The sequence below is a fragment of the Corynebacterium sp. UMB8791 genome, assembly GCF_054166365.1.
Genome location: NZ_JBSZCG010000177.1, coordinates 1 through 451 on the forward strand (window position 1 = coordinate 1; position 451 = coordinate 451).

General features: G+C 57.9%; 1 protein-coding gene. It reads left to right on the plus strand.

The features are described from left to right. Window positions 1-83: 83 nt before the first annotated feature. On the plus strand, window positions 84-451 hold a 368-nt coding region (locus tag ACXIUA_RS11665; protein WP_457976918.1), incomplete at its 3' end, for a Tex-like N-terminal domain-containing protein.

The window sequence follows — 451 nt, forward strand, 5'->3', positions numbered from 1 at the left end:
GTTGCAGGCCTGCCCAGAGGTACCTACTGGTACGGATCGACCCGCCTCGTGGATGGGAACGCATAAGCATTAGAATGTCCGGAATGACGTTCATTGCTGAGACCATTGCATCGGAACTCCAGGTAGCGCCACGCCACGTTGAGGCTGCGCTGCAACTGTTGGCAGAGGGGAATACGGTCCCATTCATTTCTCGCTACCGGAAGGAAGCTACCGGTGGCTTGGATGACACACAGCTGCGCCACATTGAGCAGCGCAATGCGTATTTGATCGAGCTTGAGGAGCGCAAGGCTTCGGTCATTGAGGCGATCGAGGAGCAGGGCAAACTCACTGATGAGCTCAAGGCGCTCATCATGGGTGCGGATACGAAGGCGCGCGTCGAGGATCTCTACCTGCCGTATAAGAAGCGCAGGAAGACCAAGGCGGATATCGCGCGTGAGGCCGGTCTCGAGCC